This is a genomic window from Streptomyces polyasparticus (assembly GCF_014493765.1).
GTDB lineage: Bacteria > Actinomycetota > Actinomycetes > Streptomycetales > Streptomycetaceae > Streptomyces > Streptomyces polyasparticus.
In genome coordinates this window covers 97,578-120,111 of record NZ_JACTVJ010000005.1, presented here as the reverse complement: position 1 = coordinate 120,111, position 22,534 = coordinate 97,578, and the positions used below count along the sequence as shown (strand labels likewise).

20 protein-coding genes and 1 pseudogene are annotated in these 22,534 nt (G+C 70.6%); 14 read left to right on the top strand and 7 right to left on the bottom strand.

Features of this window, described 5'->3' with window-relative positions; translation table 11 throughout:
• The first annotated feature begins 2 nt into the window (after positions 1–2).
• The 4 genes and pseudogenes from H9Y04_RS09035 to H9Y04_RS09020 all read left to right on the top strand — a co-directional run bounded on the left by H9Y04_RS09035 (position 3) and on the right by H9Y04_RS09020 (position 6,558).
• Entirely contained in the window at positions 3–932 is a 930-nt protein-coding gene (locus H9Y04_RS09035) for a carbohydrate ABC transporter permease (RefSeq protein ID WP_187813215.1), read from the top strand.
• A gap of 93 nt (positions 933–1,025) precedes the next feature.
• Positions 1,026–2,370: pseudogene (locus tag H9Y04_RS09030) on the top strand (ABC transporter substrate-binding protein).
• A 52-nt stretch (positions 2,371–2,422) separates the two neighbouring features.
• Complete coding sequence (locus H9Y04_RS09025; RefSeq protein WP_187813214.1) at positions 2,423–4,477, top strand: beta-galactosidase; 2,055 nt, start codon at positions 2,423–2,425, stop codon at positions 4,475–4,477.
• 53 nt (positions 4,478–4,530) lie between these two features.
• Positions 4,531–6,558, top strand: a complete 2,028-nt coding sequence (locus H9Y04_RS09020; RefSeq protein ID WP_187813213.1) for an RICIN domain-containing protein — start codon at positions 4,531–4,533, stop codon at positions 6,556–6,558.
• A gap of 45 nt (positions 6,559–6,603) precedes the next feature.
• Here the strand turns inward: H9Y04_RS09020 and H9Y04_RS09015 are convergent, their stop codons facing one another.
• The gene (locus H9Y04_RS09015; protein WP_187813212.1) at positions 6,604–7,356 is read right to left on the bottom strand and encodes a hypothetical protein; all 753 of its coding nucleotides are present in this window, start codon (positions 7,354–7,356) and stop codon (positions 6,604–6,606) included.
• 223 nt (positions 7,357–7,579) lie between these two features.
• On the opposite strand from H9Y04_RS09015, the gene H9Y04_RS09010 reads away from it, so the two are divergent.
• The gene (locus H9Y04_RS09010) at positions 7,580–8,236 is read left to right on the top strand and encodes a glycoside hydrolase family 75 protein (protein ID WP_236070691.1); all 657 of its coding nucleotides are present in this window, start codon (positions 7,580–7,582) and stop codon (positions 8,234–8,236) included.
• Positions 8,237–8,248: 12 nt separating this feature from the next.
• Here H9Y04_RS09010 and map read toward each other — a convergent pair whose 3' ends face one another.
• Positions 8,249–9,016, bottom strand: coding sequence for a type I methionyl aminopeptidase (map, locus tag H9Y04_RS09005; RefSeq protein WP_187813210.1), 768 nt, complete (start codon positions 9,014–9,016; stop codon positions 8,249–8,251).
• A gap of 65 nt (positions 9,017–9,081) precedes the next feature.
• Between map and H9Y04_RS09000 the strand changes: the two genes are divergently transcribed.
• A complete protein-coding gene (locus tag H9Y04_RS09000) occupies positions 9,082–9,333 on the top strand; it encodes a helix-turn-helix domain-containing protein (protein WP_187813209.1) in 252 nt (83 codons plus the stop codon).
• Positions 9,334–9,405: 72 nt separating this feature from the next.
• On the opposite strand, the gene H9Y04_RS08995 is transcribed toward H9Y04_RS09000, so the two are convergent.
• Positions 9,406–10,047, bottom strand: a complete 642-nt coding sequence (locus tag H9Y04_RS08995; RefSeq protein WP_187813208.1) for an NAD(P)-dependent oxidoreductase — start codon at positions 10,045–10,047, stop codon at positions 9,406–9,408.
• Between the two features lie 133 nt (positions 10,048–10,180).
• Between H9Y04_RS08995 and H9Y04_RS08990 the strand changes: the two genes are divergently transcribed.
• The 8 genes from H9Y04_RS08990 to hydA all read left to right on the top strand — a co-directional run bounded on the left by H9Y04_RS08990 (position 10,181) and on the right by hydA (position 18,782).
• Positions 10,181–10,579 (top strand): winged helix-turn-helix transcriptional regulator, encoded by a 399-nt coding sequence (locus H9Y04_RS08990; protein WP_187813207.1) that lies wholly within the window; start codon positions 10,181–10,183, stop codon positions 10,577–10,579.
• 41 nt (positions 10,580–10,620) lie between these two features.
• Positions 10,621–11,802, top strand: a complete 1,182-nt coding sequence (locus H9Y04_RS08985; RefSeq protein WP_187813206.1) for an alginate lyase family protein — start codon at positions 10,621–10,623, stop codon at positions 11,800–11,802.
• Positions 11,799–13,031: an alginate lyase family protein gene (locus H9Y04_RS08980; RefSeq protein WP_187813205.1), complete on the top strand. Its 1,233-nt coding sequence runs from the start codon at positions 11,799–11,801 to the stop codon at positions 13,029–13,031. Before H9Y04_RS08985 ends, H9Y04_RS08980 begins: the two co-directional genes overlap by 4 nt.
• Positions 13,012–13,410 carry a PPOX class F420-dependent oxidoreductase gene (locus H9Y04_RS08975; protein ID WP_187813204.1) on the top strand — a complete coding sequence of 133 codons (399 nt, stop codon included), beginning with the start codon at positions 13,012–13,014 and terminating at the stop codon, positions 13,408–13,410. Before H9Y04_RS08980 ends, H9Y04_RS08975 begins: the two co-directional genes overlap by 20 nt.
• A gap of 148 nt (positions 13,411–13,558) precedes the next feature.
• A complete protein-coding gene (locus H9Y04_RS08970; RefSeq protein ID WP_187813203.1) occupies positions 13,559–14,851 on the top strand; it encodes a hypothetical protein in 1,293 nt (430 codons plus the stop codon).
• A 275-nt stretch (positions 14,852–15,126) separates the two neighbouring features.
• Complete coding sequence (locus H9Y04_RS08965; protein ID WP_187813202.1) at positions 15,127–15,969, top strand: nitrilase-related carbon-nitrogen hydrolase; 843 nt, start codon at positions 15,127–15,129, stop codon at positions 15,967–15,969.
• A complete protein-coding gene (locus H9Y04_RS08960; protein ID WP_187813201.1) occupies positions 15,966–17,252 on the top strand; it encodes an aspartate aminotransferase family protein in 1,287 nt (428 codons plus the stop codon). The genes H9Y04_RS08965 and H9Y04_RS08960 overlap by 4 nt, the downstream gene beginning before the upstream one ends.
• 129 nt (positions 17,253–17,381) lie before the next feature.
• A complete protein-coding gene (gene hydA, locus H9Y04_RS08955; RefSeq protein WP_187813200.1) occupies positions 17,382–18,782 on the top strand; it encodes a dihydropyrimidinase in 1,401 nt (466 codons plus the stop codon).
• Between the two features lie 68 nt (positions 18,783–18,850).
• Here the strand turns inward: hydA and H9Y04_RS46580 are convergent, their stop codons facing one another.
• From H9Y04_RS46580 to H9Y04_RS08935, 4 genes are all read right to left on the bottom strand, one after another.
• Entirely contained in the window at positions 18,851–19,501 is a 651-nt protein-coding gene (locus H9Y04_RS46580) for a PAS and ANTAR domain-containing protein (protein WP_187813199.1), read from the bottom strand.
• A 240-nt stretch (positions 19,502–19,741) separates the two neighbouring features.
• A complete protein-coding gene (gene gap, locus H9Y04_RS08945; protein WP_187813198.1) occupies positions 19,742–20,746 on the bottom strand; it encodes a type I glyceraldehyde-3-phosphate dehydrogenase in 1,005 nt (334 codons plus the stop codon).
• A 108-nt stretch (positions 20,747–20,854) separates the two neighbouring features.
• Positions 20,855–21,811 carry a GlxA family transcriptional regulator gene (locus tag H9Y04_RS08940; protein ID WP_187813197.1) on the bottom strand — a complete coding sequence of 319 codons (957 nt, stop codon included), beginning with the start codon at positions 21,809–21,811 and terminating at the stop codon, positions 20,855–20,857.
• Between the two features lie 117 nt (positions 21,812–21,928).
• A complete protein-coding gene (locus H9Y04_RS08935; protein ID WP_187813196.1) occupies positions 21,929–22,279 on the bottom strand; it encodes a hypothetical protein in 351 nt (116 codons plus the stop codon).
• Positions 22,280–22,534 lie beyond the last annotated feature (255 nt).

The window sequence follows — 22,534 nt, the reverse complement described above, 5'->3', positions numbered from 1 at the left end:
CGATGGCCACCACCACCCCCGTACGGCAGTCGACGCCGCCCAAGTCCGCCGCTCCGCGCCTGCGCGCACCCCGGCGCCACATACCCGGCCGGCCCCGGCGCAGTGTCCTGCTCACGGTGCTCACCGGTGTCGTGCTCGTATACAGCCTGCTTCCGCTGGTGTGGCTGCTGTTCAGCGCCACCAAGTCGCAGGAGGGGCTTGCCCGTTCGTTCGGTCTGTGGCTCGACAGCGACTTCGACCTGTGGGCCAACATCGCCGACACCTTCGCCTACCAGGACGGCGTCTTCGTCCGGTGGCTGCTCAACACCCTTCTGTACGTGGTCGTGGGCGCCGGCGGTGCCACGTTCCTCGCGGTGCTCGGCGGCTATGCGCTCGCCAAGTTCGACTTCCCCGGCAAGAAGGCCGTGTTCGCCGTCGTCATCGGCGCGGTGGCGGTACCGGCGACGGCGCTCGCCGTCCCCACCTTCCTGCTGTTCAGCAAGGTCGGCCTGACGGACACGCCCTGGGCCGTCATCATCCCGTCGCTGATCTCGCCGTTCGGCCTGTACCTGATGTGGGTCTTCGCCAGTGAGGCGATCCCCACCGAGCTGATGGAGGCCGCCCGCATCGACGGCGCGGGCGAGCTGCGCACCTTCTTCCAGGTCGCGCTGCCGCTGCTCGCCCCCGGCACCGTCACCGTGCTGCTCTTCACCACGGTCGCGACCTGGAACAACTACTTCCTGCCGCTGATCATGCTGAAGGACCCCGACTGGTACCCCCTCACCCTCGGCCTCGACGCCTGGAACAAACAGGCCCAGACCTCCGACGGCGATGTGGTCACGAACCTCGTGCTCACCGGGTCGCTGCTCACCGTCATCCCGCTGATCGCCGCCTTCCTGCTGCTCCAGAAGTACTGGCAGTCCGGGCTCTCCGCCGGAAGCGTCAAGGAGTAGGGCCCGTACGGCAGTTGGCAGCCTGCCTCCTCCTCTTCCCTCTCTGTGTGTGACAACTCCCTGTAGAACCACGACGAAGTGGAAAGATCCGCCATGCCCAAGAACTCCCGCCGCCTGCTGCGCGGCATAGGTCTCGTCTGCGCCCTCGCCCTCGGGGCGACCGCCTGCGGAGGGTCCGACGACGGCTCCTCCGGCGGCGAGCAGGTCGGAGCCTCGGACATCCAGGCCGCGCTCAAGAAGGGCGGCACGCTCACCGTGTGGGCGTGGGACTCCACGGTGAAGGACGTGGCCGCCGAGTTCGAGAAGAAGTACCCGAAGGTCAAGGTCGAGGTGGTCAACGCCGGCACCAACAACGACCAGTACAAGGCGCTGTCCAACGCGATCTCGGCGAAGAAGGGCGTCCCGGACGTCGCCCAGGTCGAGTACTACGCGCTCGGCCAGTACTCCCTGACCAAGGGCATCACCGACCTCGGCAAGTTCGGCGCGGGCAAGCTGCAGGCCGCGTATTCGCCCGGCCCGTGGAACTCGGTCTCGGACGGCGAGAGCGTCTGGGGCCTGCCCATGGACTCGGGTCCGATGGCGCTCTTCTACAACAAGAAGGTCTTCGACCAGTACAAGATCTCCGTCCCGACGACCTGGGACGAGTACGTCGAGGCCCGCCCGCAAGCTGCACAAGGCCGACCCGAAGATCTACATCACCAGCGACGTCGGCGACGCCGGTCTGACCACCAGCCTTCTGTGGCAGGCAGGTTCGCGCCCGTACAAGGTCGACGGCACCAGCGTCGGCGTCGACTTCGGTGACGCGGGCGCCAAGAAGTACACCGAGACCTGGCAGCAGCTCATCGACGAGAAGCTCCTCGCGCCCGTCACCGGCTGGACCGACGACTGGTACAAGGGCCTCGGCGACGGCACCATCGCGACCCTGCCCACCGGCGCGTGGATGCCGAACAACTTCGTCACCGGCGTCAAGCAGGCCTCCGGCGACTGGCGCGTGGCCCCGCTGCCGCAGTGGACCAAGGGCGAGACCGCCAGCGCCGAGAACGGCGGCAGTTCGCTGACCGTCCCCGAGCTCGGCAAGCACGACAACAAGGCGCTCGCCTACGCCTTCGTGGAGTACATCGCCTCCGGTGACGGGGTGCAGACCCGCATCGACAAGGGTGCCTTCCCCGCGACCGTGAAGGACCTCAACTCCCCGGCCTTCCAGGACGCCGAGTTCGAGTACTTCGGCGGCCAGCAGGCCAACAAGATCTTCGCCGAGTCCGCGAAGAACGTGCCCAACGGCTGGTCGTACCTGCCGTACCAGGTCTACGCCAACTCGATCTTCAACGACACCGTCGGCAAGGCCTACGTCTCCGGCACCCCGCTGGCCGAAGGCCTGAAGGCCTGGCAGGACTCCTCGGTCAAGTACGGCAAGGAGCAGGGCTTCACCGTCAAGTAGCGGCCCCCGCACCCCCGTTCACCCCGGCAGCACGCACCACTGGAAGGACCCCATGGCCGCCCCCCTCACCTCCCGTTTCCCGTACGCGAAGGGCCCCGACGGCAGCCGTCGCCTCGGCTACGGCGCCGACTACAACCCCGAGCAGTGGCCGCGGGAGGTGTGGGAGGAGGACGTCCGGCTGATGCGCGAAGCCGGAGTGAACGTCGTGTCCCTGGCGATCTTCTCCTGGGCCAGGCTCCAACCGACCTCCGACACCTGGGACTTCACCTGGCTCGACGAGATCATGGACCTGCTGCACGCGGGCGGTGTCGGCGTGGACCTGGCCACCGCGACCGCTTCGCCGCCGCCCTGGCTGACCACCGCACACCCCGAGATCCTGCCGGTCACCGCGCACGGCGAGACGCTGTGGCCGGGCGCGCGTCAGCACTGGCGGCCCACCTCGCCGGTCTTCCGCGAGCACGCGCTGCGTCTCGTACGGGAGATGGCGAGGCGCTACGCCGACCACCCCGCCCTGGTCGCCTGGCACGTCAACAACGAGCTGGGCTGCCACAACGTCTACGACTACTCCGACGATGCGGCCACCGCGTTCCGCGCCTGGCTGCGCCGCCGCTACACCACGCTCGACGCCCTCAACGACGCCTGGGGGACGGCCTTCTGGTCGCAGCGCTACAGCGACTGGGCGCAGATCCTGCCGCCGCGGCTGGCCGCCTCGCACGCCAACCCCACCCAGCAGCTGGACTTCAAGCGCTTCTCGTCGGACGCCCTCAAGGAGCATCTGCTCGCCGAGCGTGAAGTGCTGCGCGAGCTCACCCCCGACGTGCCCGTCACCACCAACTTCATGGTCATGAGCGGCACCAAGGGCATGGACTACGCGGACTGGGCCGGCGAGGTGGATTTCGTCGCCAACGACCATTACGTCGTCCCCGGACCGCAGGACCGCGACGAGCTCTCCTTCGCGGCCAATCTGACGAGCGGGATCGCCGGCCACCGTCCGTGGTTCCTGATGGAGCACTCCACGAGCGCCGTGAACTGGCAGCCCATCAACCTGCCCAAGCAACCGGGGGAGTTGGCCCGCGACTCGCTCCTTCATGTCGCGCACGGCGCCGACGCGGTCTGCTTCTTCCAGTGGCGGCAGTCCCGCGCGGGCGCCGAGAAGTACCACTCGGCGATGGTGCCGCACGCGGGCCGGGACAGCGACCTGTTCCGTTCCGTCGTCGCCCTCGGGGACACGCTGGAGCGGCTCGCCCCGATCGCGGGCAGCGAGCGCGAACCCGCCCGCGTGGCCGTCCTGTTCGACTGGGACTCCTGGTGGGCGAGCGAGCAGGACTCGCACCCCACCTCGCGCCTCGACTACCACCGCGAAGCCCTCGACTGGTACTCGGCGCTCCTTCGGCTCGGCATCCGCGCCGACGTCGTGCCCGCGCACGGCACCGATCTTTCCGGCTACGACCTCGTCATCGCGCCCGTCCTGCACGTACTGCCCCAGCCCCTTGCCAAGGAGCTCACCCGGTACGTGGAGGGCGGCGGCCACCTCGTCACCACCTACTTCTCGGCGATCGTCGACGAGAACGACCACATCCACCTCGGCGGCTACCCGGGCGCCCTGCGCGAGCTGCTCGGCATCCGCATCGAGGAGTTCGGACCGCTCCCCGACGGCGCCACGGTCGGCCTCGACACGCCCGCTCAGGCCCTGACCGGCTCGCTGTGGACCGACCGCATCGGTGTCGACGGGCCAGACGTGGAGGTCATCGCCCGCTACCGCACCGGCTCGTACGCGGACCGCCCGGCCGTCACACGGCGGGCGACGGGCCGCGGCTCGGCCTCGTATGTCTCGACGCGCCTGGGCGCCGGCGGACTCGCCGCGCTGCTCCCTGCACTCCTCGAACCGGCCGGTGTCGGCAGTGAACTCCCCGAGCAGGCGCGGGGGTTGGTGGAGCGCGTCGTGCGGCGGGACGCCGGCAGCCGGTACGTGTTCCTCGTCAACCGGAGCGATGAGCCGGTGACGCTGCCGGGCGTGAGCGGGGACGTCCTCGTGGGCCCGCCGGTCTCGGACGCCGGGATCGCGCTGCCGCCGCGCGGGGTCGCGGTGCTGCGCACACCGGCCTAGCCACCACCAGCTGTACCAACTCTCCACCCACACCCTCACGTTGGGAGATCACGTTGGCACGCCTCACTCGCAGAGGTTTCCTCGGCGCCGCCGCGGCCACCGCCATGGCCGCCGGGACCCAGCTGTCCCTCGTCCGTCCGGCGGCCGCGGCCGCCGGGCCGGTCACCGTCACACCCGATCCCTCGTACCGGCACGAGAGGTTCGAGGGCTGGGGCACCAGCCTCGTCTGGTTCGCGAACGCCACCGGCGACTACCCGGACGAGATACGGGAGCGGATAGCCGAGCTCGTCTTCGGCCGTGACGGGCTCGCCCTCAACCTCGCCCGCTACAACGTCGGCGGCGGCAACGCCCCCGATGTGAAGGACTACTTGAGGGCCGGCGGCGCCGTCCAGGGGTGGTGGAAGGCGCCCGAGGGCACCACCCGGCACGACACCGACTGGTGGGACCCGGCGAACGCGGACCACTGGAACGAGGAGGCCGACGCCACCCAGCGCTGGTGGGTGGACCGGATCAAGAAGGACATCACCCACTGGGAGACGTTCTCCAACTCCCCGCCGTACTTCATGACGGTCAGCGGCTACGTGTCGGGCGGCTTCGACTCCTCGAAGGACAACCTCAAGGAGTCCTCCGTCGAGGAGTTCGCCGCCTACATGGCCGGCGCCACCAAGCGCCTGGAGGCGGCGCACGGCATACGGGTCAGGACCGTCGACCCGTTCAACGAACCCAACACCACGTACTGGAGCACGCGGCTCGGCGCCGACGGAGAGCCGACCGGCGGCCGGCAGGAGGGCTGCCACATCGGGCCCGCGCTGCAGCAGAAGGTCATCCCCGCCCTGGCCGACGCCCTGCGGAAGGCGGGGACGGACGCGGTCGTCTCGGCCATGGACGAGACCAACCCCGGCATCTTTGCCACCAACTGGAACACCTACACCGACGAGGTGAAGACCCTCGTCGGACAGATGAACGTGCACACGTACGGCACCGGCGGCCGCACCACGGTCCGCGACCTCGCCAAGGCCGAGGACAAGCCGCTGTGGATGAGCGAGGTGGGCGGCGACTGGGGCGACGGCCAGTCCTTCACCGACATGCGCCCGGGCCTCGGCCTCGCCCGGCAGATCATCGACGATCTGCGCGAACTGGAGCCCACCGCCTGGGTGTTCTGGCAGCCCGTCGAGGACTACGACAACATGAAGCCCGGCGGCGAGTCCGCCAAGGGCGGCAACTGGGGCGAGATCCAGGTCTCGTTCAGCGCGGGCCCCGACGACACGCTGGAGACCTGCCCGGTCCACACGAACACCAAGTTCGACACCGCCCGGAACTTCACGCACTTCATCAGGCCCGGCGACCGCCTCGTCAAGGTGGACGACCTCGACAGCACCGCGGCCGTCACACGGGGCGGCAACGGAGCCACCGTGGTGCACGTCAACCACACCGCGGAGGTCCGTACGGTCACCCTCGACCTGTCGAAGTTCGGCCTCGTCCGCGCGGACGCCACCGTCACCCCGGTCGTGACCAGCGCCGACGGCAAGCTCACCGAACGGCCCGCTCTCGCGGTCAGGGACCGGAAGGCCACCTTCACCGTGCCCGCGCAGTCGGTGACGACCTTCGTCGTCAAGGGCGTGTCCGGCGTCGCGAAGGACGCGGCGACGCTGCGCCGCGGCCGCACCTACACGCTGACCGGTGCCCAGAGCGGCAAGGACCTCACGGTCGCCGACGACGGCACCGAGCTCGTCATCAGGAGCGGCACCGGCGCCGCGGGCCGGCACTGGCAGCTGCAGCAGGTCATCGACACGGGCGCCGACAACCGACGGCGGTACGTGTTCGCCGGCGCGGCGAACGGCAAGCGGCTCGCGGTGCGCGCGGACGTACCGGTCGTCGAGCCCGACACCGGTGAGCGGGACGCGGCCGCGCAGTGGCTCATGTCGTCGACCGGCGACGGCACCTGGACTCTCGTCAACGCCGCCACCGGCAAGCTGCTCGAAGTCGGCGGGCAGGCCACGGGCGAGGGCGCGGCCGTCACCACCTGGCAGCCCAACTCCGGGGCCAACCAGCGGTGGAAGGTCACGGATGTGACGCCGTAGAAGGTGCTCAGGAGCGGCAGGGCCCTTCCGAGGGCTCTGCCGCTCCTACTGCTTCGCGCGGTGCGAGTTCTTCGGGGCCGGCGCCTGCTCCTGGGCGGCGCGCGTGACGTCCGCGACCAGTTCGACCACGTCCGGGCCGTACGCCTGGGAGTTGACCACCTTGAGCAGCAGCACGAAGGAGTTGCCGCCGTATTTGCGGCTGAGGCGCTCGTGGTGCTTGGCGAGATAGCGGGTGGCCGCCTGGTTGGTGATGGCGCGCTGGCCGCAGAAGAGGAAGACCGGACGGGCCTCCTTGCCCTGGCCCGCGGTGAGCCGGGCGAGCACCACGTACTCGGTGATGCCGGGCTCCATGCGGTAGCGCTCGGGGCCGATCTGGAAGGCGCCGCGGTCCGGGCCCGGCTCGGGGTCGGTGTTGATGCGGACGCCGGGCAGCAGCGAGTGCATGTGCGCGGCCATCCGGCGGTTGGAGGACGGCCCGCCGACGCAGAACTCGGTGCGCTCGCCGAAGCCCTGCTGGGCCGAGTCATGCGTGATCAGCTGGGCGTGGGCGCCGCAGTCCTTGATGAGGGCGGAGAGTTCGAGCAGCGCGAAGACATCGTTGCGCGTGACCATCAGATCCGGGCCGCCCGCGTCGCGGTTCACCACGAGCAGCGACTCGGAGTTCTGCGGAAGGCCGAAGAAGGCCTGCTTGCGTCTGAGCTTGCGGCGCCACAGATACGTACGGGCGTACCAGCCGAGGGCTATCGCGATCCCTATGGCGACCGCACCGATGACGACATTGCGCAGGACTTCATTCATGGGCGCGCACTCTAGCGGGCCGCCGGACCCCTGTTCGAGGGTCCCCCGGGCCCGTTCTCCGGCCCTGCGGGGTGTTTCGCGGCAAGGTGCGACAGGTCGGGAAACGGGGCCGACGGGGCATCAAAAGGTGCGATCCGTACGGAGGTCGGTGAGGGTGGGCCGGGTGTGCGCCGACGGGCCCCGGCGCGCGTCCGACCCGCCTCACGCGTCCCTGGAGTGTCCTTTGCGTGCTGTTCTTCCGGCCCTGCTCGCCCCGGTGCTTCTCGCCGCGGCCATTCCTCCGGTGAGTGCCCAGGAGGGGACGGTTCCCGCCGGTGCGCTCCTCGCGAAGGTGCGCACCTGTCACCCCGTATCGGCCGGGCGGTACCGCACCGACGACGGTGCCCGCGCGGACATCCCGGTGTGTGGGGCGAAGGGTGCCGTCTTCTGGAAGGCCGACCTCGACATCGACTGCGACGGCCGCCCGAGCCGGGTGTGCAACAAGAGGACGGACCCCTTCTTCCTGCCGACGACCGCCTTCCAGGACTCGGCGGGCCGGCACCTGGACTCCGCCACGCTGCCGTATGTCGTCGTGCCCGGCCCGAGCAAGGTCTGGGACCACCGCCGCTGGGGTGTGCACGGCGGGGGAGTGGTCGCCGTGATCCACCGGGGGAAGGTCGAGTACGCCGTCGTCGGCGACACCGGCCCGACGGATCTGATCGGTGAGGCCTCGTATGCGACGGCCCGCGCGCTGGGCATCGATCCGCATCCTGTGCACGGGGGCGCCGACGGCGGGGCCACGTACATCTTCTTCCGCGACTCGCGGGTGCGGCCGATCGAGAACCACCGGGAGGCGGTGCGGATCGGGCAGGAGCTGGCGCGGAAGTTCGTCACCAGCTGACAGGGCCTGTCATTACAGCTGGGTCAGGATGCGCGGCCCGTCGTCGGTGATCGCGACCGTGTGCTCGGCGTGGGCGGCGCGGGTGCCGTCCACGGTGCGCAGGGTCCAGCCGTCCCGGTCCTCGTAGTAGCGGTCCGTGCCGCCGCCGATCAGCATCGGCTCGATCGCGAGCACCATGCCGTGCCGCAGCGGCATACCGCGTCCGGGGCGGCCCTCGTTCGGCACGGACGGGTCCTCGTGCATCTGCCGGCCGATGCCGTGGCCGCCGAAGCCCTCGGGGATCCCGTAGCCGGCGGACCGGCAGACCTTGCCGATGGCGTGGGCGATGTCGCCGATGCGGTTGCCGACGGTGGCTGCCGCGATGCCTGCGTCGAGCGCGGCGAACGCGGTCTCCACGAGCTTGGTGTCCGCGGGGCGCGGGGTCCCGACGATGAAGCTGATCGCCGAGTCGCCCGCCCAGCCGTCGAGCTTGGCGCCGAAGTCGATGGAGACGAGGTCGCCGTCGGCGAGCCGGTAGTCGTCGGGGATGCCGTGCACGATCGCGTCGTTGACCGACGCGCAGATCACCGCGGGGAACGGGGTGGGCGCGAAGCTCGGCTTGTAGTGCAGGAACGGCGAGGAGGCGCCGGCCTTGCGCAGCACCTCGTGCGCCACCTCGTCGAGCTCCCGCAGGCTGCTGCCGATGCCGGCCGCCTCCCGTACCGCCGTGAGTCCCTGTGCCACCACGCGTCCGGCCTCACGCATGGCCTGGAGCGACTGATCCGTCTTGATCTCAACCATGCCAATTACTATACCGGTGGAAGCGGTATAGAAATAACGGTCCCTGGCGGTATTAGAATAACGGCATGGTGCGCACCCCTCTCACCCCCGAAGAGCGCGAGCGCGGCGAGCGTCTCGGCCGTCTGCTCCGCGAAGCACGCGGTCCCCGCAGCATGAACGAGGTGGCCACGGTGGCAGGGCTCTCCGCCGAGACCCTCCGCAAGATCGAGACGGGCCGCGCCCCGACCCCGGCGTTCTTCACGGTCGCCGCCCTGGCCGAGGCGCTCGGCCTCTCCCTGGACGAGGTCCTGGCCCGCTGCTCACCGCTGCCGGCCTGACCGGGGCCCTGCACGTCTGTACGTCCCGGTTTTACGTCCGCACGTCGCGGGCGGATTTCCCGCCCGTATGTCTCAAGCCGATACGGCCAGCTGTACGCGGTGGTGCGCGGGCCGCTCGATCTCGTCGAGGAGCGCCACGGCAAGGTCCGCGTGGGCGATGCGCCCCTCGCCCTCGATGACGGTGCCGACTGCGGTGCGGTACGTGCCGGTGACGGGGGCCTCGGCGTCGAGGTTCAGCGGCGGGACCACCATCAACCAGTCGAGGGCGTCCGCCTGTTCGCGCAGCAGACCGAACTCGGCGACATGCCCCTGCGAGAACACCCGGTACTCCTCGGGGAACGCCGGGTCGTCCATCACCCGTACCCCCGGAGCCGTCTCGAGCGTCGAGGCGATGCCGAGGACGAGCAGCCGGGGCACGCCCGCCTTCTCCAGGCCGGTGATCAACGCGCGGGCGGCCGCCGTGAAGTACTCCTCGGCCGGCATGTCGAGCCGCGCCGACGCGTTGACCGCCGCGTCGTGCCCCGCCGCGAGCGAGGCCACCGCCGCGGCATCGGTGACATCGCCCCGTACGACCGTGACCTGATCCGACCCGAGGTCCGGGTACTTGGCCGGGTCGCGCACCACCGCTGTCACCGTGTGGCCGCGGCGCACCGCCTCCGCCACCGCCGCGCTGCCCACCCGCCCGCCGGCGCCGAAGATCACGATCCTGCTCATGGGAACTCCCTGGGTTGCTCACCTCTGGACTGAGGGCAGGACCGTAGAACGGCAAGGGCCGGTTACTTCAAGGGAACCGGCCCCGGTGGCCGGGGAGAACCCGCCCCGTACGGCGACCTCGTAGGCTTCCCGTATGAACCGGATCGAGCCCCTGAGCGCGGACATGTTCGACGCCGACTGCGCGCACCGCATGCCCTTCCGCATCGGTGACAAGTGGAGCGCCATGATCATGCGCTGCCTCGAAGCCGGGCCGCGCCGCTTCACCGAACTCAAGGTGCCCCTGCACCGCGTCTCCCCGAAGGTGCTCACCGAGACGCTGCGCGCCATGGAGCGCGACGGCTGGGTGACCCGCACCGTGTACGACGAGAACCCGCCGCGCGTCGAGTACGCACTGACCGCGCTCGGCCGCTCTCTGCTCGACCCGATGGACCATCTCTGCGCGTGGACGCGGGCGCACCGCGAAGAGATCCTCGGCGCGCGGGAAGAGCCGGCCGGGACGCCGTCCGTGCTGCGCGGCGCGCGGGGGGAGTAACAGATCCTGCGCCCCGGCCCCGCCGGGTCCAGGCTGCCCGTATGGTCCGTCCCCTGGCTCTCGTACGTGCCGTGCTCGCCGTCGTGCTGCTGCCGCTCCTGGTCTCGACCGCTCCCGCGCCGCGGCCGTTGCAGCATCCCGGTGCCTTCCTCGACCGGGCCCGGCTCGACTTCGTCCGCGCCCGGGTGCGCGCCGGCGACGAGCCGTACGCCTCGGCCTTCGACGCGATGCGCGCCAGCCGCTACGCCTCGATGTGGTACTTCGTGCAGCCGCAGAACGAGGTCGTCTGCCCGCCCGGCGACCGGCCCGGGCGCGGCTGTGTGCAGGAACGCGAGGACGCGATCGCCGCGTACACCCACGCACTGATGTGGGTGGTCACCCGCGAACAGGCCCATGCCCGCAAGGCCCTTGAGATCATGGACCTGTGGTCGGGCACGCTGCGCGCGCACAGCGCGGGCAACTCCGGACTGCAGGCCGCCTGGGCCGGATCGACCTGGGCGCGGGCCGGGGAGATCATGCGGTACGTCCACAAGGGCTGGCCGGAAGAGAACGTGGCGCGCTTCGACCGGATGCTGCGCGAGGTCTATCTGCCGCAGGTTGCGGGCGGTTCGCTCGGCCGCAACGGCAACTGGGACCTGGTCATGGCCGACGCGGCCGCGAGCATCGGGGTCTTCCTCGACGACCGCGCGGTGTTCGAGCGGGCCGTCGCGCGGGTGCGGCAGCGGGTGCCTGCCTACTTCTATCTGCGGACGGATGGTCCGCGGCCCAAGAGCCCGCCGGGCGGACTGGTCGACAGCCCCGCGGAGTTGACCCGCTACTGGTTCGGACAGCAGCGGTTCGTGGACGGTCTGGCGCAGGAGACCTGCCGTAACTTCGAGCACGTCGGCTACGCGATCGCCGCCACCGCGCATGTCGCCGAGACGGCCCGGGTGCAGGGCGTCGACCTCTACAAGGACGTGGCCGAACGGCTGCGAGCCGCCTTGGAGTTGCATGCGCAGTACCAGGTGAGCGAGGCGGAGGCCGGGCCCGAGTGGCTGTGCGGCGGGCGGCTCACGCTCACCATGGGGCCCGACGCCGAGGTCGCCCTGAACCATCTGCAGAACCGCCTCGGACTGCGGCTGCCGCACGCGCGGCGCCTCGTCGGCGAGATGCGGCCGGCCGGCACGGACAACCTGTTCGTGGCCTGGGAGACGCTGACGCACGGTGGGGAGCCGGTGAAGTGAGACGTAACGTCGCCTTGTTCGCCCTGGTCACCGGCCTGCTCGCGGGCCTGGTAGGCGCCGCGCCGCCGCCTCCGCCGCCCGCCGACATCCGCTCCGGGTTCCAGCACCCCGGCGTCCTGCTCGACCTCGATCGGATCGAGGCGCTGCGGCGCAACGTCCGAGAGGGCCGGGAGCCCCAGACCTCCGCGTACCGCCGGATGAAGGAGAGCCGTTACGCGGCGGACGACTACCGGCCGCGCCCGTACCGGATCGTCGCCTGTCCGCCGTACAAGAACCCGCCCGCCTGTACCGGCGAACGCGAGGACGCGATCGCCGCCTACACGCAGGCGCTGCTCTACACCGTCACCCGCGACCCCGCCCACGCCCGTCGCGCCGTACGCATCATGGACGCCTGGTCCGCGGTCCTGCGCGACCACACCGAGGGCAACTCCGCGCTGCAGGCGGCCTGGTCGGGCTCGACCTGGGCGCGCGCCGGGGAGTTGGTGCGCCACACCTATGAGGGCTGGCCCGTGGAGGACGCCGACCGTTTCTGGAGGATGCTGCGCCACGCCTACCTCGGCGAGTACGCCGAGGAGGTCGCCGACTACAACGGCAACTGGGACCTGACGATGATCGACGCCGCGATGGCCATCGGCGTCTTCCTCGACGAACGCCGGATCTTCGACGAGGCGGTGCGGCGCTTCCGTGACCGCGTCCCCGCGTACTTCTATCTGCGCTCCGACGGCCCGCTGCCTGTCGCACCGCCCGGCGGCAAGGCCGATACGCCCGAGGAGATCCGCGAGTTCTGGTTCGGCCAGCGCACCTTCGTCGACGGGCTCGCGCAGGAGTCCTGCCGAAACTTCGAGCACGTCGGCTATGCGCTCGCCGCCACCGCGCACGCCGCCGAGACCGCCCACCACCAGGGCGTGGACCTGTACGGAGAAGTACGCGAACGGCTGCGCGCCACCATCGAGCTGCACGCCCGCCACCAGCTCGGCGAACCCGTGCCCAAGACGCTGTGCGGCGGCCGCCCGCAGCTCACCATGGGTCCGGATCTGGAGGTGGCGCTGCACCATCTGCGCGGCAGGCTGGGGATCCGTATGCCGTACGGGCAGCGCCTCGCGGCCTCGATGCGGCCGGCCGGCACCGACGACCTGTTCGTGGCCTGGGAGACGCTGACACACGGCACCGGCTTCGGCAGCTGCCCCGGCGCGGATAGGGTCGCCTGTCATGACCAGCGACGCCCTTGAGGCCCTCGGCCGCTCCCGCTACATCTCGCTCACCACGTACCGCAAGAACGGCACCCCCGTCTCCACGCCGGTCTGGGTGGTGAGCGACGGCACGCTCTTGTACGTATGGACGAAGACCGACACGTGGAAGGTCAAGCGGCTGCGCAACGACAAACGGGTCGTGGTGACCGCATGCGATGTCCGCGGGCGGATCGCCGAGGGCGCGGTGAGCGCCGAGGGGACGGCGACCCTGCTCGACGAGAGCGGGATGCCGAAGGTGCGCCGGCTCCTGTCGCGCAAGTACAAGTGGCAGTACTGGATGGTCGACTATCCGGCGCTGATCGTGCGGCTCGGCAAGCGGCCGCACACCGGGATCGCCGTGCGACTGACGCAGGTCTGAGCCCACCCGGCGCACCCGCATTCCCGTACCCGCCGGCCCGTTTTCATGTGACCCTACGAAAACCGCGCGTAGCGGCCCCGTAACACGCCGGGTGTGGAATGCTGCCGCACACACGTGGACCGGAACGGTCCAGTCTGGTGGGGGAGACATGGCGGCGGGGCAACACGCGGACCCTGCGCGGGAGTTCGCGGACTATCTGAGAGGACTGGTCGGACGCATCGACCAGGACGGCGGCTGGTGCGGAGTCTTCCTGCGCCGTGACCCCGACGGTATGCGCGCCTGCCTGCAGGGCCGTGAGGCGCCTCCGTGGGATGTGGTGGAGGCGCTGCTCCATGATCTGGCGGCGGCCTACGGACGCGAGACCGCCACCCGGGAGCTCACTCATGCCCGCGCCCTCCACCAGCGTCTGCTCCGCCATGTCGACACCCGTCCCGGCGCACGGGAACGGCTGGCCGAGCGTCTTGACCTGATGCTCAAGGAGCAGCACTACGCCGCCGAACGGCAGGCGGAACTGGTGGAGTTGCTGCAGTCCGCGTCGCCCTTCGACGCCGAACGGCTGCGGCTCGACCTCGCCTGGGCCCAGGACGACCACGAGCGGGCGACGGCACGGGCGGCGGAGTTGCGGATGCGGCTGCACCAGGTGGCGGGGCCCGCGCGGCAGACGGTGCCGCGGCCCGAGGCCCCGTTCTGCGCGCCCCGGCAGGCGGCGGAGGCCGCGCCTCGGGCGGAGGACGCGACCCAAGAGGCCTCCGGCGGCCACCGGTTCGCGCGCAGGGGCGCGCGCTATGCGCCCGGCGGGGAGGAGGCCTCGGTGATGCCGCCGACCGCCGCGCCGGCCGCGCCCCGTGGCGCCCGGTACGGACAGGCGCCCGAGCCGGCCGCACGGACCGCGCCGCCCGGCACCGCGCCCGGGCCCGATGTGCGGTCCACCACGGCCACGGTGGCCCAGCTGATCTCGCTGCGCAGCGCTGGCCGTACTGGTGAGGCGCATGTGCTCCTGTGCGAGGCGGCACGGCGTCCGCCCGAACAGCTGCCGCTGCTGGCCGAGGAGTTGTTCCGCGCCGGGCTCGGCGCCGACTGGGCCACGCTGCTGTGGGAGGCGGCCTCGCTGCCGCCCGCCGACCTCGTGGCCGTGGCCGACGCACTGGCCGCGGCGGGCCGGTCCGAGGACTCGGGGCGGCTGCTGCGGCAGGGTGTGGGGCGGCCCGCGTCCGAGATCGGCGAGGCCGCGCTCGTCATGGCCGACGCGGGGCGCCGCGGACAGGCCGAGGTGCTGCTCGAGGCCTTTCTGCGGGTCCGTACGCCGGAGGAGGCCGCACGGATCGTCGCCGCCGACCCGGACCGTCTGATCCCGCCGCTGCTCAAGGCGGCGGAATCGGTCTCGGGGAACTGCCGCCGCGATCTGTCCCATGCGCTGCGGGTGGCGGGGTACCGGCCGTAGGGGCTTCGGGGGCTTCGGGGGCTTCGGGGGGCTTCGGGAGCTTCGGCGGCCGGGGTGCCGGCCTCGCCGACTGCGTCGGCGGGCCCGCGTCTCACCCGTACGAGTAGGAATTCGCGATCAGTGCCGTGGCCTTGCGGCAGGCGGTCTTGCCCCGCACCCCCGGTGGTCGTACCTTCGTGGCTCCACGGCCCTCGTCTACGGGCGTAGAGCCCGCTGAACGGCCTCCTCGGGGCCGCTCGGGGCCGACAGCGAGCGTTTCGTCGAAGGAGCAGCTCATGGCCACCGTCGTACGCGCCGCACTGGTCCAGGCGACCTGGACAGGCGACACCGAATCCATGATCGCCAAACACGAGGAGCACGCCCGGGAGGCCGCGCGCCAAGGCGCGAAGGTGATCGGCTTCCAGGAGGTGTTCAACGCCCCGTACTTCTGCCAGGTGCAGGAGCCGGAGCACTACCGCTGGGCCGAGCCCGTGCCCGACGGGCCGACCGTGCGCCGTATGCAGGAGCTCGCGCGCGAGACCGGGATGGTCATCGTCGTCCCCGTCTTCGAAGTCGAGCAGGCGGGCTTCTACTTCAACACCGCGGCCGTGATCGACGCCGACGGCACGTATCTCGGCAAGTACCGCAAGCACCACATCCCGCAGGTGAAGGGCTTCTGGGAGAAGTACTACTTCAAGCCGGGGAACATGGGCTGGCCCGTCTTCGACACCGCGGTCGGCAAGGTCGGCGTCTACATCTGCTACGACCGGCACTTCCCCGAGGGCTGGCGCCAACTCGGCCTGAACGGCGCCCAGTTGGTGTACAACCCGTCGGCGACCTCGCGTGGGCTCTCCGCGTATCTGTGGCAGCTGGAGCAGCCGGCGGCCGCGGTCGCCAACGAGTACTTCATCGCGGCGATCAACCGGGTCGGCCAGGAGGAGTACGGGGACAACGACTTCTACGGGACCTCGTACTTCGTCGACCCGCGCGGGCAGTTCGTGGGCGAGACCGCGAGCGACAAGACCGAAGAACTCCTTGTACGAGACCTGGACTTCGGCCTGATCGAGGAAGTACGCAACCAGTGGGCGTTCTACCGCGACCGCCGTCCGGACGCGTACGAAGGGCTGGTGCAGCCGTGACCGAATCCGATCTGCGCGCACGTCACCAACAGGTGCTGCCCGACTGGCTCGCGCTCTACTACGAGCAGCCGATCGAGCTCACCCACGGCGAGGGCCGCCATGTCTGGGACGCCGACGGTGTGAAGTACCTGGACTTCTTCGGCGGCATCCTCACCACGATGACGGCGCACGCGCTGCCCGAGGTCACCAAGGCGGTCGCCGAGCAGGCCGGCCGCATCATCCACTCGTCCACGCTGTACCTCAACCGGCAAATGGTCGAACTCGCCGAGCGCATCGCGGCGTTGAGCGGCATCCCCGACGCCCGGGTCTTCTTCACGACCTCGGGTACGGAGGCCAATGACACGGCCCTGCTGCTCGCGACGGCCTACCGCAACTCGAACGCGATCCTCGCGATGCGCAACAGCTACCACGGACGCTCGTTCTCGGCCGTCGGGATCACCGGCAACCGCGCGTGGTCGCCGACCTCGCTGACCCCGCTGCAGACCCTGTACGTGCACGGGGGCGTGCGCACCCGAGGCCCGTACGCCGCGCTTGACGACGACGCGTTCATCGCCGCCTGTGTGGCGGACCTCGAGGACCTCCTCGGCCACGGCCGCCCGCCGGCCGCCCTCATCGCCGAGCCCGTCCAGGGCGTCGGCGGCTTCACCTCGCCGCCCGACGGCCTGTACGCGGCCTTCCGCGAAGTCCTTGCCGCACGCGGGGTGTTGTGGATCTCGGACGAGGTCCAGACGGGCTGGGGCCGGACCGGCGACCACTTCTGGGGCTGGCAGGCGCACGCCGCCTCCGGGCCGCCCGACATGCTCACCTTCGCCAAGGGCATCGGCAACGGCATGTCCATCGGCGGCGTCGTCGCCCGCGCCGAGGTCATGAACTGCCTCGACGCCAACTCCATCTCCACCTTCGGCGGCTCCCCGGTCACGATGGCGGCGGGCCTCGCGAACCTCACGTACCTCCTGGAACACGACCTCCAGGGCAACGCCCGCCGCGTCGGCGGCCTGCTCCTGGAGCGGCTGCGGGCGGCGTGCGCGGGAGTCGCGTGCGTACGGGAGGTGCGCGGCCGGGGCCTGATGATCGGCATCGAACTGTGCGAACCCGGCACGGACCGGCCGTCTCCGGAACGGGCGGCCGCGGTCCTGGAGGCGACCAGGGCCGGCGGACTGCTGATCGGCAAGGGCGGCGGCCACAGCACGAGCGTGCTGCGGATCGCGCCGCCGCTGAGTCTGACGGTGGGGGAGGCGGAGGAGGGCGCGGCGATCGTGGAACGGGCGCTGCGCGCTGTGTAGTTGACGCGCCTCTGTCCCCTCCGTCCCGTCTGTTTCCTCCGACCCGCCTGTTCCCTCCGTCCCCTCCGTCCTCTCTGTCCCCTCCGTTGATCTGCCTGCTGTTGCCGAATCCCACCCCTGGGGGAAGCCATGACGACCCGTACCCTCATCACCGGCGGCCTGGTCATCACGGCCGCCGACGAGACCCACGCCGACGTCCTGATCGAGGACGGCCGCATCGCGGCCCTGGCGGCCCCCGGCACACAGGAATGGTCGGCCTCGGCGGACCGGGTGCTCGACGCGACGGGGAAGTACGTGATCCCCGGCGGCGTGGACGTGCACACGCACATGGAGCTGCCCTTCGGCGGAACCTTCGCCTCGGACACCTTCGAGACGGGCACGAAGGCGGCGGCGTGGGGCGGCACGACGACGATCGTGGACTTCGCGGTGCAGACGAAGGGGCAGTCGCTGCGGGCCGGTCTTGACGCCTGGTACGCGAAGGCGGACGGCAACTGCGCGATCGACTACGGGTTCCACATGATCCTGTCGGACGTGAACGACCGGACCCTGAAGGAGATGGACCTCCTGGTGGAGGAGGGCCTGACCAGCTTCAAGCTGTTCACCGCCTACCCGGGGGTCTTCTTCTCCGACGACGGTCAGATCCTGCGGGCGATGCAGCGGGCATCGTCCAACGGCGGCATGATCATGATGCACGCGGAGAACGGGCTCGCGATCGATGTGCTCGTGGAACAGGCGCTGCAGCGCGGTGAGACGGATCCGCGGTATCACGGAGAGGTGCGGAAGGCGCTGCTCGAAGCGGAGGCCACGCATCGGGTGATCAAGCTGGCGCAGGTGGCCGGTGCACCCGTGTACGTGGTGCATGTGTCGGCCCAGGAGGCGGTGGCGGAGCTGGCGCGGGCGCGGGACGAGGGCCTGCCGGTGTTCGGGGAGACCTGCCCGCAGTACCTGTTCCTGTCGACGGACAACCTGGCGGAGCCGGACTTCGAGGGCGCCAAGTACGTCTGCTCGACACCGCTGCGGCCGCGCGAGCATCAGGCGGCGTTGTGGCGGGGGCTGCGGACCAATGACCTCCAGGTGGTGTCGACGGACCACTGCCCGTTCTGCTTCGTGGGGCAGAAGGAACTGGGCCGCGGGGACTTCTCGAAGATCCCGAACGGGCTGCCGGGCGTCGAGAACCGGATGGACCTGCTGCACCAGGCGGTCCTTGACGGCCACATCTCCCGCCGCCGCTGGATCGAGATCGCGTGCGCCACGCCGGCGCGGATGTTCGGCCTGTACGGGAAGAAGGGCACGATCGCGCCGGGCGCGGACGCGGATGTGGTGATCTACGACCCGGCGGCGGAACAGGTGATGTCCGCCGAGACGCACCACATGAATGTGGACTACTCGGCGTATGAGGGGAAGCGGGTGACGGGGCGGGTCGAGAGCGTCCTGTCGCGGGGTGAACTCGTCATCGATCAGAGGGAGTTCGTGGGGCGGGCAGGGCATGGGGCCTATTTGGCGCGAGGGACCAGCCAGTACCTGGGCTGAGTGCATGCCCGCCCCGCCCCGCCTGTATGGCGCCGGTCAGCGCTCGGGCCTGCTCGTGGAGGTACGGCTCAGCCTTCCTGCCCGGAGGTGTACAGCACGCGGGTGATCCGCTGGTGGAGGCCCTCCTGCGGTGCGCCGGGCGCGGTCGGTGCGGCGTCGGTGATGGCTGCGGAGAGGTCGCGCAGCTTGGTGTTGGTGTGCTGGGAGTGGCGGCGCAGCAAGCGGAGCGCGACATCGGCGTCGATTCCGTACAAGGCCATCAGGATGCCGCGTGCCTGGTCGATGGCCGCCTGGCTGGCCCGTGCGCGGTGGATGTGAGGTTCGGCGGCCTCGTTCACCTCCTGGGCGACCGGATGCGTGACATCGATGAAGAATCCGCGCAGGGTCACGACCGAGCCGCTGTCGTCGAGGCGTCCGTCGCCGACCAGCACGACCTTGAGCTCGCGGTCGGAGGCATCGAGGATGCGGTGGTAGCAGGCGAACGGCTCGCCCGTCTCGCGGGCGGCGGCGAGTATGCCGGCGACACGCTGGGCGTCGTCTGGGTGCTGATGCTTGCGCAGGAGCCGGATGCTCGGTGTGACGGAGTCGGGTTCGTAACCGTGCAGCCGGTACATCTCGTCGGACCACCACCAGGTGTCCTCGGGAAGGCGGTGCACGAACACGCCTGTCACTTCGCCGGCGTTGCCCGAGGCCTCGGGAGTCGAATCCACTGTGAACATCCTCCGTTTCCGCAGCGCGCACGTAGTGCCGGTCGGTGCGGAAGCACCCTCGGGCGTGGTGCCCAAAGGTTAAGCGGCGGAGCGCACCTCGGATATCGATTCGACCGGTTCCGGTACAGGACGCGGCGAAGGGCGCCCGGGCCGCACCTTCGATGCGGTCCGGGCGCCCTGTGTCTGCGGCCGGTGTTCAGCCGCTTTGCCCTGTCAGGCCGTTTTGTCCTGACATCGCACAAGCAGGAATCAGCGACCCGCCAACAGCTCCAGCGTGTCGATCACGCGGTTGGAGAAGCCCCACTCGTTGTCGTACCAGGCGACCACCTTGATGTGGCGGCCGTCGACGCGGGTGAGGGCCGAGTCGAAGATGGACGAGGCGGGGTTGCCGGTGATGTCCGAGGAGACGAGCGGGTCGTCCGAGTACTCGAGGACGCCGGCCAGCGGGCCCTCGGCCGCGGTGCGGTAGGCCGCGAGGACCTCGTCGCGGGTCACGTCGCGGGCGACGGTCGTGTTGAGTTCGACGATCGAACCGACCGGCACCGGTACGCGGATCGAGTCGCCCGACAGCTTGCCGTCGAGGTTCGGCAGGACCAGGCCGATCGCCTTGGCGGCGCCGGTCGTGGTCGGCACGATGTTGACACCGGCGGCGCGGGCGCGGCGGGGGTCGCGGTGCGGACCGTCCTGGAGGTTCTGCTCCTGGGTGTACGCGTGCACGGTCGTCATGAACCCGTGCTCGATACCGGCGAGTTCGTCGAGCACCTTGGCCAGCGGTGCGAGCGCGTTCGTGGTGCAGGAGGCGTTCGAGACGATCGTGTGGATCTCGGGGTCGTACGCGTCGGTGTTGACCCCGTACGCGAGGGTGACGTCGGCGCCGTCCGAGGGGGCGCTGACGAGCACCTTCTTCGCGCCCGCGTCGAGGTGGACGCGGGCGGCCTTGGCGGCGGTGAAGCGGCCCGTGGCCTCAAGGACGATGTCGACGCCGAGTTCGGCCCACGGCAGCTGCGCAGGATCGCGCTCGGCGAGGACCGTGATGCGGCGGCCGTCGACGACGAGGGTGTTGCCGTCGACGCTCACCGGGCGGCCGAGCCGGCCCGCCGTGCTGTCGTACGCGAGCAGCCGGGCGAGCGTGGCGGGCTCGGTGAGGTCGTTGACCGCGACGATCTCCAGCGCGGTGTCGCGCTCCAGGAGTGCGCGCAGCACGTTGCGTCCGATGCGGCCGAATCCGTTGATGGCGATGCGGGTGCTGGTCATGTGAGGTGTCCCCTTTCCTTCGCCACCAGGCTCGCTCGCGGAGTGCGCTGCTGACAGTGGCGGGAACGCCATGGTTCAAAAGGATCGCGCCACCGGCTGTACGGCCGGTCATTCCCCCTGAGTGAACGTGCGCCGGTACTCGGTCGGCGTCGTGCCGAGAATGTGCTGGAAGTGCAGACGCAGGTTCGCGCCGGTGCCGAGCCCGGTGTCGGCCGCGATCTGTTCGACGCTGCGCTGTGAGCGCTCGAGGAGTTCGCGGGCCAGGTCGATACGGGCCCGCATCACCCACTGCATGGGGGTGTAGCCGGTCTCCTCGACGAAGCGCCGCGAGAAGGTGCGCGGCGAGACCCCCGCCTGTCGCGCCAGTATGTCGAGGGTGAGGGGGTCGCCGAGCCGGTGCAGCGCCCACTCGCGGGTGGCCGCGAACCGCTCGCCGAGCGGCTCGGGCACGCTGCGCGGCACGTACTGTGCCTGGCCGCCGCTGCGGTACGGGGCCGCGACCAGGCGCCTGGCCGCGTGATTGGACGCGGCCACGCCGAGGTCGCCGCGCAGGATGTGCAGGCACAGGTCGATGCCGGAGGCGGCGCCGGCCGAGGTGAGCACGCTGCCCTCGTCGATGAACAGGACGTTCTCGTCGACCTGGACGAGCGGATGCCTGGCCGCGAGCGCCCGGGTGTAGTGCCAGTGCGTCGTGGCGCGCCGGCCGTCGAGCAGCCCGGTGGCGGCGAGCGCGAAGGCGCCGGTGGAGATGGCGGCCAGACGCGCGCCCCGCTCGTGGGCGGCGATCAACGCGTCGACCACGGCCGGCGGCGGGTCTTCGTGGTCGGGGAATCGGTAGCCGGGGACGAAGACGATCTCGGCCCAGGCGAGCGCGTCGAGACCGTGGGCCACGTGGTACGACAGGCCGTCGCCGCCGGTCACGAGCCCGGGCTGCGCCCCGCAGACGCGCACTTCGTACGGCATGCTCGCGCGGGTCGTGAAGACCTGCGCGGGGATCCCGACATCGAGCGGCTTCGCACCCTCCAGGACGAGGACGGCGACGCGGTGGAGGCGGGGGGTGGGCACAGGGAGAGGGTACGGGGTGCGGATTCCGGTTTCTGCGCCTGTGTCAGTGCCTGCGCCTGCGCCCGTGCCTCCGCCTGCGCCTGCGCCCGTGCCTCCGCCCGGCGGCGCTCGAGACCCTCAACTTGCCCACCCGCCACCCCTGTTGCCCCGGACTCTCCCCCCATCCGATGGCCGAAATACTGCGCGGATGACGCGGTACCCGTCCTCCACCTCCGACGTGTACGCGGGCGCGTCGAAGGCACCTTTGACGGCGTTGACGGTGGGCCGGTCCTCGAACTTCCCGTCCTGTGCGTACTCCAGGCGGATCAAGGTGGGGGTGAGCACTTGGAATCGGGCATCACCGTCGACGACGGTGCCGTCCGCTTGCGGGTCCGGGGCTTCGGCCCGGGCGGGGCCCGCCGTCGCGGACAGGGCGAACAGGGCTCCTGCGGCGAGCATGGCCCCTGCTCGTCCGGCTCTGATGGGCATGGCTGTTCCCTCCTCGTGGGGATGGGCGTGCGGCGGAGGATCCGCGGAAAGCGGCGCGGATCGGCACGCCGAAAGTGCCCTGCACGTGGACGCACGTCGGCCCAAGTCTGGTGGTGACAGGGCTGTTCCGAGCCGGTCGGAGGCTCTCTGCGGGCACCCGAAGGCTGGTACGGGTTTGTCGCCCAGAGCAAGATCTATTGCGCGGACGTGTGTGAGACAGCTCCTCAGCGAGCAGAAATCCGCAACTGCCGGTGC

Bases quoted from the DNA above. Each gene is read 5' to 3' on its own strand.
- H9Y04_RS08975 (WP_187813204.1), top strand. From the start codon at position 13,012: ATGACCAGCGACGCCCTTGAGGCCCTCGGCCGCTCCCGCTACATCTCG.
- H9Y04_RS08990 (WP_187813207.1), top strand. From the start codon at position 10,181: ATGAACCGGATCGAGCCCCTGAGCGCGGACATGTTCGACGCCGACTGC.
- H9Y04_RS46580 (WP_187813199.1), bottom strand. From the start codon at position 19,501: ATGTTCACAGTGGATTCGACTCCCGAGGCCTCGGGCAACGCCGGCGAA.
- gap (WP_187813198.1), bottom strand. From the start codon at position 20,746: ATGACCAGCACCCGCATCGCCATCAACGGATTCGGCCGCATCGGACGC.
- H9Y04_RS09000 (WP_187813209.1), top strand. From the start codon at position 9,082: ATGGTGCGCACCCCTCTCACCCCCGAAGAGCGCGAGCGCGGCGAGCGT.
- H9Y04_RS09015 (WP_187813212.1), bottom strand. From the start codon at position 7,356: ATGAATGAAGTCCTGCGCAATGTCGTCATCGGTGCGGTCGCCATAGGG.
- H9Y04_RS08965 (WP_187813202.1), top strand. From the start codon at position 15,127: ATGGCCACCGTCGTACGCGCCGCACTGGTCCAGGCGACCTGGACAGGC.
- H9Y04_RS09025 (WP_187813214.1), top strand. From the start codon at position 2,423: ATGGCCGCCCCCCTCACCTCCCGTTTCCCGTACGCGAAGGGCCCCGAC.
- H9Y04_RS08970 (WP_187813203.1), top strand. From the start codon at position 13,559: ATGGCGGCGGGGCAACACGCGGACCCTGCGCGGGAGTTCGCGGACTAT.
- H9Y04_RS08995 (WP_187813208.1), bottom strand. From the start codon at position 10,047: ATGAGCAGGATCGTGATCTTCGGCGCCGGCGGGCGGGTGGGCAGCGCG.
- H9Y04_RS09035 (WP_187813215.1), top strand. From the start codon at position 3: ATGGCCACCACCACCCCCGTACGGCAGTCGACGCCGCCCAAGTCCGCC.
- map (WP_187813210.1), bottom strand. From the start codon at position 9,016: ATGGTTGAGATCAAGACGGATCAGTCGCTCCAGGCCATGCGTGAGGCC.
- H9Y04_RS08985 (WP_187813206.1), top strand. From the start codon at position 10,621: ATGGTCCGTCCCCTGGCTCTCGTACGTGCCGTGCTCGCCGTCGTGCTG.
- H9Y04_RS08935 (WP_187813196.1), bottom strand. From the start codon at position 22,279: ATGCCCATCAGAGCCGGACGAGCAGGGGCCATGCTCGCCGCAGGAGCC.
- hydA (WP_187813200.1), top strand. From the start codon at position 17,382: ATGACGACCCGTACCCTCATCACCGGCGGCCTGGTCATCACGGCCGCC.